We start from the raw sequence: 6,671 nt of genomic DNA, 5'->3' as shown, positions 1-6,671 counted from the left end.
CGGTGGCCGGACGGCCGCGGGTGAAACCGATCCAGACCCGACACCGGGGATCTGCCTGCAGGTTCCGGTACCACTGGGCCTTCTCGCCGAATCCCGACGCGATGATGATCCGGTCTTTCGCGGGGCGGTCGACCTTCTCCAACGCCACGTACCGCAACTCCCCCGACTTGCGACCGGTGTGCTCCAGGAGCAGGAGCCGGCCGCCGAAGAGGAAGCCGAGGCCGGCGCGGAACAGCGGAATCGGTGAGCGGACGAACCACCGGGTCTGCAGAGCCTTGGCACCGATACCTGTCATTCCTCCACGGTACTCACCGACGCGATTCCGGTAGAGGCAAATGAAAACCACTTCCCATAGGATGGATGAGGAATCTTTGTCGTAAGGAGCCGTGATGACCCCCTCGGTGATGTCACCGTCGCTGATCGCCGACCGGAACGCGCACGGCGCCGCCAGCGAACTACTGCGTGCGCTCGCCTCACCGGCACGGGTCTCCATCGTGATGGCGCTGCGCGACCACCCGCGGTGCGTCCACGAGCTCGTCGCCGATCTGCAGCTGAACCAGCCCCAGGTGAGCCAGCACCTGCGAGTCCTGAAGGAGTCGGGAGTGGTGGTCGGCAGTCGTCGCGGGCGCGAGGTGGAGTACTCGTTGACCGACGATCACGTGGCGCACATCGTGGTCGACGCGGTCGTCCATGCCACCGAACATCAAGGCGCCACCGAGCACCAGACGGAGACGGTCCCGTGACCGAGCCGACCAAGAAGCCCGTGACGGGGGTGCGCTCCACCAAGCAGCGCGCCGCGATCGCCGATCTCCTGGCCGACACCGAGGACTTCCTGTCCGCGCAGCAATTGCACGACCGACTCCGCGAGCGCGGCGAATCCATCGGCCTGACCACGGTCTACCGCAACCTGCAGGCCCTCACCGAGGCCGAACAGATCGACGCGATCTGGGACGGCTCCGGCGAGAAGCGGTATCGACACTGCTCCACCGGCCATCACCATCATCTGGTCTGCCGCGCCTGCGGCACGACAGTCGAGATCACCGCCGACAAAGTGGAACGCTGGGCCGACTCCGTTGCCAGCGAGAACGGCTTCTCCGACATCAGCCACACGGTGGAGATCTTCGGCGTCTGCGCGCAATGCTCGGCCTCCCGGAGCTCGGCTACCGAACCCTACTGACCTCCGCGTCCCCCTGACACCGCGTCGAGGGCAAATCGCCCTCGGCGACCCGCCCTGGGGACGCCCCGGTCAGTAGTCCCCGATAGCGTCGATCTGGCGCGAGCGCGCAAGCGCCTCCTTGGCCCGGCGGGACCGAATCCGATGGCGGTCGTCCCTGGCGTACGCCCGAACGTCCTCGACGATCTCATCCCATTCGTGAAGCACATGATGAAAGGCGAAACGCATCGACTGCCAGCCGCCGACCAGCGCCTTTCGGTCGCGCGTGTAGTCGTTGCCGCGATCCTTGGCCTGGTTGTGGAATCGCGCGCTGTCGCACTCGAGAAGGAGCTTGCCGATCCTCAGGTCCGCGTGGCCTTGGTAGATCCGGTAGTCGACCGCGGGCTGAACCACCACTTTGAATCCCAGTGCGCGGAAACGGACCCGGGCGATGCTCTCGGTCCCCGACTGCGACCGGCCGTCGGTCTTGTCCAACAGCGCATCGACTCCGGCGCCGCCGAACGGCGCGATGTCCGACCGCAGCTCCTCGACGTCGATCCGCCGCAGCTTCAGGTACGAGTCGCACGTCGCGATCCAGTCCTCCGCCTTCATGCATCGCGCAGCACACGCGAGCGCGTACACGGCGGGATCGACCGCACTGGAGGTCGGCAACGGCCGACCACGCAACGGACGACAGCCGGGTGCCCCCGAGTTCCGCAGCGCCTTGCTTCGTCGGATGTGCAGGTCGGTGTATCCGGGCGGGATCCACAGCCCGAGCAGCCTGAGCGCCGAAACGCACCCGAGGACCCCACCGCTGTGCACCGCGGTCGCGACATCCTCGTCGCACATGCGATCGGCGTACCAATCCCGCCGCAGCGGCGTCAGGTCGCCCGCCGTGATCGCCCGCCGCAGCAGCGCGCGGTCGTAGCCGAGCTCCGCCAGTTCCCATCGTGTGTGCACCCCGTAATCCCCCATGACCATTAGACGCAGGCGAGGTCAATTCGGTTCCATCGTCAACCAACGGTTGACGATGACGCCTCGTCAACTTATGGTTGACGCATGACTGAGAAGACACCCCTCACTCCGACCATCCGCCTCGACGACCTCATCGCCGCCATCAAGAAGGTGCACGACGACCCGCTGAAGCAACTCTCCGACGCCGTCCTCGCCGCCGACCATCTCGGCGAGGTCTCCGACCATCTCATCGGGCACTTCGTCGACGAGGCCCGACGCAACGGCGCGTCGTGGACCCAGATCGGCACCAGCATGGGCGTCAGCAAGCAGGCCGTCGCGAAGCGCTTCTCACCCAAGGACCCCGGTACCGGCGACGACCTCGACCCGTCGCAGGGGTTCAACCAGTTCACGCCGCGCGCCCGGAACGTGGCGGCCGCGGCCCACAACTGCGCGAAGGCCGCGGGCAACGCCGAGGTGCTGCCCGCGCACCTGTTGCTCGGCCTGCTCGACGATCGCGATTCACTGGCCGTCGCACTGCTGACGAAGTCGGGCGCCGACATCGACCGGTTGGCCGCGGCTGTCACCGAAGCCCTCCCCGCGGCCACCGAGTCCCCGGAACTGATCCCTTACGACGCCCAGTCGCGCAAGGCCCTGGAGCTCACCTTCCGACACGCGCTTCGCTTGGGGCACAACTACATCGGCACCGAGCACATCGCGCTCGCGCTGCTCGAGGTGGAGGGCGACACCGGCCCGCTCCACGACGCGGGCGTCACGCGCGAGGCCTTCGAGGCGCACCTCGTCGACATCCTCTCGTCGTTCCAGACGGTGAAGGAGGACTGAGAACGCTAAGCGCTGCCGAAGCGACGGTCGCGCTTCGCGTACTCCAGGCAGGCGTCCCAGAGGTCGCGGCGGTCGAAGTCCGGGAACAGCTTGTCCTGGTAGACCATCTCGGCGTACGCGCTCTGCCACAGCAGGAAGTTCGACAACCGCTTCTCGCCGGAGGGGCGCAGGAAGAGGTCGACGTCGGGCATGTCCGGCTCGTCGAGGTACTTCGCGAACGACGCCTCGGTGATCCGCTCGGGGTCGATCTCTCCGCGTGCAGCGCGGCGGGCGATCTCGCGGGCGGCGTCGGCGATCTCGGCACGACCGCCGTAGTTGACGCACATGGTGAGCGTCATGACCGTGTTGTGCTTGGTCAGCTCTTCGGCGACCTCGAGTTCTTTGATGACGCTGCGCCACAGCTTGGGACGACGACCGGCCCACCGGACGCGAACACCCATCTCGTTCATCTCGTCGCGGCGACGGCGGATGACGTCGCGGTTGAAGCCCATCAGAAACTTGACCTCTTCCGGACTCCGCGACCAGTTCTCGGTGGAGAAGGCGTACGCCGACAGGTTCTTCACGCCCATCTCGATGCACCCGCAGACGCTGTCCATCAGGACCGCTTCGCCGCGCTTGTGCCCCTCGGTTCGCGGCAGTCCGCGTTCTTGCGCCCACCGGCCGTTGCCGTCCATCACCAGCGCGATGTGCTGCGGAATCAGCTCAGCCGGAATGGCCGGCGGCGTGGCGCCGGACGGGTGCGGGTCCGGCGGACGCACCGTGGTCGGCGCGGACGCCGGCTGCGATCGGCGGGTGAGACGAGCCATCAGATCAGGCCTTTCACGCGATGTCGGAGGTCGCGGATACGGGGAGGTCGGGTTCGGGGTCTGGTCGCTCGATCAGCCTATGCGGCGCCTGTCGCTCGATCAGCGGCAAGGTCCGCAACTGTCGTTCCAGGTGCCACTGCAGATGCGCGGCGGTGAGCCCGGTGGCCTGACGACGCTGGGAGTCGGTCGCGAGGGCCACGTGATCCCACTCTCCTCGCGCCATCGCCTCCATCAGATCGAGGACGCCGACCGACGGCGTCGCCGCTCCGGCCGGACGGCAGTGCAGACACACCGCCCCGCCGGCCGCGACGTGGAAGGCACGGTGCGGCCCCGGTTGGGCGCACCGAGCGCACACCGACAGCGCGGGCATCCAGCCGGCCGACGACATCGCGCGCAGCAGGAAGGCGTCGAGGATCAACTGCCGTTCGCGACGATTGTCGGCGAGGGCTTGCAGCGCACCCACAGTCAGGCGGTGCAGATGCTTGGCCGGTGCGCGTTCCTCGCCCGCCAATCGTTCGGCGGTCTCGAGCACCGCGCAGGCGGTGGTGTAGCGGCCGTAGTCGGCGACGATCGCATCGCTGAAGGCGTTGAGGCTGTCGACCTGGGTGATGATGTCGAGGTTGCGACCGGGATAGAAGTGCACGTCGACGTGCGCGAAGGGTTCGAGACGAGCCCCGAACTTCGACCGGGTCCGTCGAACGCCCTTGGCCACCGCGCGCACCAGACCGTGCTCGGCGGTGAGGAACGTGATGATGCGGTCGGCTTCGCCGAGCTTGTGCTGACGCAGCACCACTGCCTCATCCTGGTAGAACCTCACCGATCCATTGTGTCATCGGGTCCGGACAAGTCCCAGCGCGACACTAGGCGGTGCCGACGAACGAACGAAGTTTCCTGCGCGAATCGCTCCGGCTGGTCCTCGGGGATCAGCGTCCCGGAGTCGGTGGCCTCACCAGCGTGGCGTCCGGGAACTCGTCGGCCGGGTTAAGACCCTGCCCGCGGCGATCTCGATGCGGTCGTCGCTACGCTCCTCCCTTACTCGATCAGCGTGGGAAGCGGCAATCTAAATGCGATCAGCGTGAGGGAAGCGGCAATCTCAATGCGATCAGCGTGAGAAGCGGCAATCTCGATGCGATCAGCGTGAGGGAAGCGGCGATCTCGATGCGGTCGTCGCTACGCTCCTCCCTTACTCGATCAGCGGGTGGGCCAGCGATCGGCGCGCGACCACCGGGCTGGGCGCGATGGGCACGCGACTCTAGAACCCCAGGCGGCCCAGCTGCTTCGGGTCGCGCTGCCAGTCTTTGGCGACCTTGACGTGGAGATCGAGGTAGATCTGGGTACCGAGGAGTCGTTCGATCTGACCTCGGGCCGCGGTGCCGACGGCCTTGAGCCGCGAGCCCTTCTTGCCGATGATGATGCCCTTCTGGGAATCACGCTCCACGTAGAGGATCGCGTGGACGTCGATGATGTCGGAGTCCTCGCGCGGGATCATCTCCTCGATCACCACCGCCAGCGAGTGCGGGAGCTCGTCGCGCACCCCCTCGAGCGCGGCCTCCCGAATGAACTCGGCCATGAGGACCTGCTCCGGCTCGTCGGTGAGTTCGCCGTCCGGATAGAACGCGGGTCCCTCGTCGCACTGCGAAACCAGGAGGTCGGCCAGGACGTCGAGCTGCTTGCCCGATTTCGCCGAGCACGGGACCACCTCGGAGTCGGGTCCCATCAGCTTCGACAGCGCGAGCAGCTGGGTGGCCACCTTGTCGGGGGTCACCCGATCGATCTTGGTGACGATGCCGACCTTGCGGGTGCGCGGCGTGGTGGCCATGATCTCTTCGATGATCCGACGGTCGCCGGGACCGATCGCCTCGTCTGCGGGAATGCAGACGCCGATCACGTCGACCTCGGAATAGGTCTCGCGGACGAGGTCGTTGAGTCGCTTGCCGAGGAGCGTCCGCGGCTTGTGGAGTCCCGGCGTGTCGACCAGGATCAGCTGCGCGTCCGGTCGCGTGACGATGCCGCGAATGGTGTGCCGCGTGGTCTGCGGACGGTTGGAGGTGATGGCGACCTTGTCGCCCACCAGCGCATTGGTCAACGTCGATTTGCCGGTGTTGGGCCGTCCGACGAAACAGACGAAGCCGGATCGGAACGTTCCGGGCGCAGGTTGATCGATCACAGTTCAGTTCTCCTTGGGGTGGCCGGCCGGACGATCCTCCGCTACGGCCTTGTTGTTCTTGGTTCGACGCACGACGACGGTCGTGATCCGCTGGCGTCCGAGTCGGTTGGGGCCGCCCTCGGCGACCATGCGCAGGCCTTCGAACTTCACCTTGGCACCCGGCAGCGGAACTCGTCCGAGTCGAAGCGCGAGCAGTCCGCCGACGGTGTCGACGTCGTCGAGATCGAGATCGATCTCCACATCGAAGAGTTCTTCGAGGTCCTCGACGGGCAGCCGCGACGACACCCGGTAGACGCCCTCCTCGAGTTCTTCGATGGGCGCGATCTCGTCGACGTCGTACTCGTCGGAGATCTCGCCGACGATCTCCTCCAGCACGTCCTCGATGGTCACCAGGCCGGCGATGCCGCCGTACTCGTCCACCAGCAGGGCCATGTGGTTACGGTTGGCCTGCATGTCGGAGAGGACGGCGTCGAGCGGTTTGGAGTCGGGCACGAACTCCGCCTCGCGCATCACCTCGTCGACGCCGATGCCGCTCGCGACGTTGGAGAGCTGCGGCAGCAGGCGTTCGACGACGTCTTTCAGATAGACGACGCCGAGGACGTCGTCGGGGTTCTCGCCGATCACCGGAATGCGGGAGTGGCCGGAGCGGACCGCGAGGCTCATCGCCTGCGCCGCGGACTTGTCGTTCTCGATCCAGATCATCTCCGGCCGCGGGACCATCACCTCGCGGGCGTCGGTGTCGCCGAACTCG

The 6,671-nt window shown here is 66.8% G+C and carries 9 protein-coding genes; 3 read left to right on the top strand and 6 right to left on the bottom strand.

What is annotated here, in order from left to right; genetic code table 11:
• Nucleotides 1-295 (bottom strand): nitroreductase family deazaflavin-dependent oxidoreductase (locus tag GX543_RS18415; protein WP_290854035.1); only part of this gene is annotated, 295 nt, incomplete at its 3' end.
• Between the two features lie 94 nt (nt 296-389).
• On the opposite strand from GX543_RS18415, the gene GX543_RS18410 reads away from it, so the two are divergent.
• Both GX543_RS18410 and GX543_RS18405 read left to right on the top strand, forming a co-directional pair.
• The gene (locus GX543_RS18410) at nt 390-743 is read left to right on the top strand and encodes a metalloregulator ArsR/SmtB family transcription factor (protein ID WP_290854033.1); all 354 of its coding nucleotides are present in this window, start codon (nt 390-392) and stop codon (nt 741-743) included.
• A complete protein-coding gene (locus GX543_RS18405; RefSeq protein ID WP_290854031.1) occupies nt 740-1,177 on the top strand; it encodes a Fur family transcriptional regulator in 438 nt (145 codons plus the stop codon). The genes GX543_RS18410 and GX543_RS18405 overlap by 4 nt, the downstream gene beginning before the upstream one ends.
• Before the next feature lie 69 nt (nt 1,178-1,246).
• Here GX543_RS18405 and GX543_RS18400 read toward each other — a convergent pair whose 3' ends face one another.
• Nucleotides 1,247-2,134 carry a hypothetical protein gene (locus GX543_RS18400; protein WP_290854029.1) on the bottom strand — a complete coding sequence of 296 codons (888 nt, stop codon included), beginning with the start codon at nt 2,132-2,134 and terminating at the stop codon, nt 1,247-1,249.
• Nucleotides 2,135-2,212: 78 nt separating this feature from the next.
• On the opposite strand from GX543_RS18400, the gene GX543_RS18395 reads away from it, so the two are divergent.
• Complete coding sequence (locus tag GX543_RS18395) at nt 2,213-2,947, top strand: Clp protease N-terminal domain-containing protein (RefSeq protein ID WP_290854027.1); 735 nt, start codon at nt 2,213-2,215, stop codon at nt 2,945-2,947.
• A gap of 5 nt (nt 2,948-2,952) precedes the next feature.
• Here the strand turns inward: GX543_RS18395 and GX543_RS18390 are convergent, their stop codons facing one another.
• The 4 genes from GX543_RS18390 to GX543_RS18375 all read right to left on the bottom strand — a co-directional run.
• Nucleotides 2,953-3,753, bottom strand: a complete 801-nt coding sequence (locus GX543_RS18390; protein WP_290854025.1) for an isoprenyl transferase — start codon at nt 3,751-3,753, stop codon at nt 2,953-2,955.
• 13 nt (nt 3,754-3,766) lie between these two features.
• Nucleotides 3,767-4,570, bottom strand: coding sequence for a DNA repair protein RecO (gene recO / locus GX543_RS18385; RefSeq protein ID WP_290854023.1), 804 nt, complete (start codon nt 4,568-4,570; stop codon nt 3,767-3,769).
• 435 nt (nt 4,571-5,005) lie between these two features.
• Entirely contained in the window at nt 5,006-5,917 is a 912-nt protein-coding gene (gene era, locus GX543_RS18380; RefSeq protein WP_290854037.1) for a GTPase Era, read from the bottom strand.
• A gap of 6 nt (nt 5,918-5,923) precedes the next feature.
• Nucleotides 5,924-6,671, bottom strand: a 748-nt coding sequence (locus tag GX543_RS18375) for a hemolysin family protein (protein ID WP_290854021.1), incomplete at its 5' end; no start/stop codon positions are given.

Source organism: Gordonia sp. (in: high G+C Gram-positive bacteria) (assembly GCF_012515855.1).
In the GTDB taxonomy this organism is placed as follows: Bacteria; Actinomycetota; Actinomycetes; order Mycobacteriales; family Mycobacteriaceae; genus Gordonia.
The sequence above is the reverse complement of the archived record's forward strand: the minus strand, read 5'-3'. Positions and strand labels throughout refer to the sequence as shown.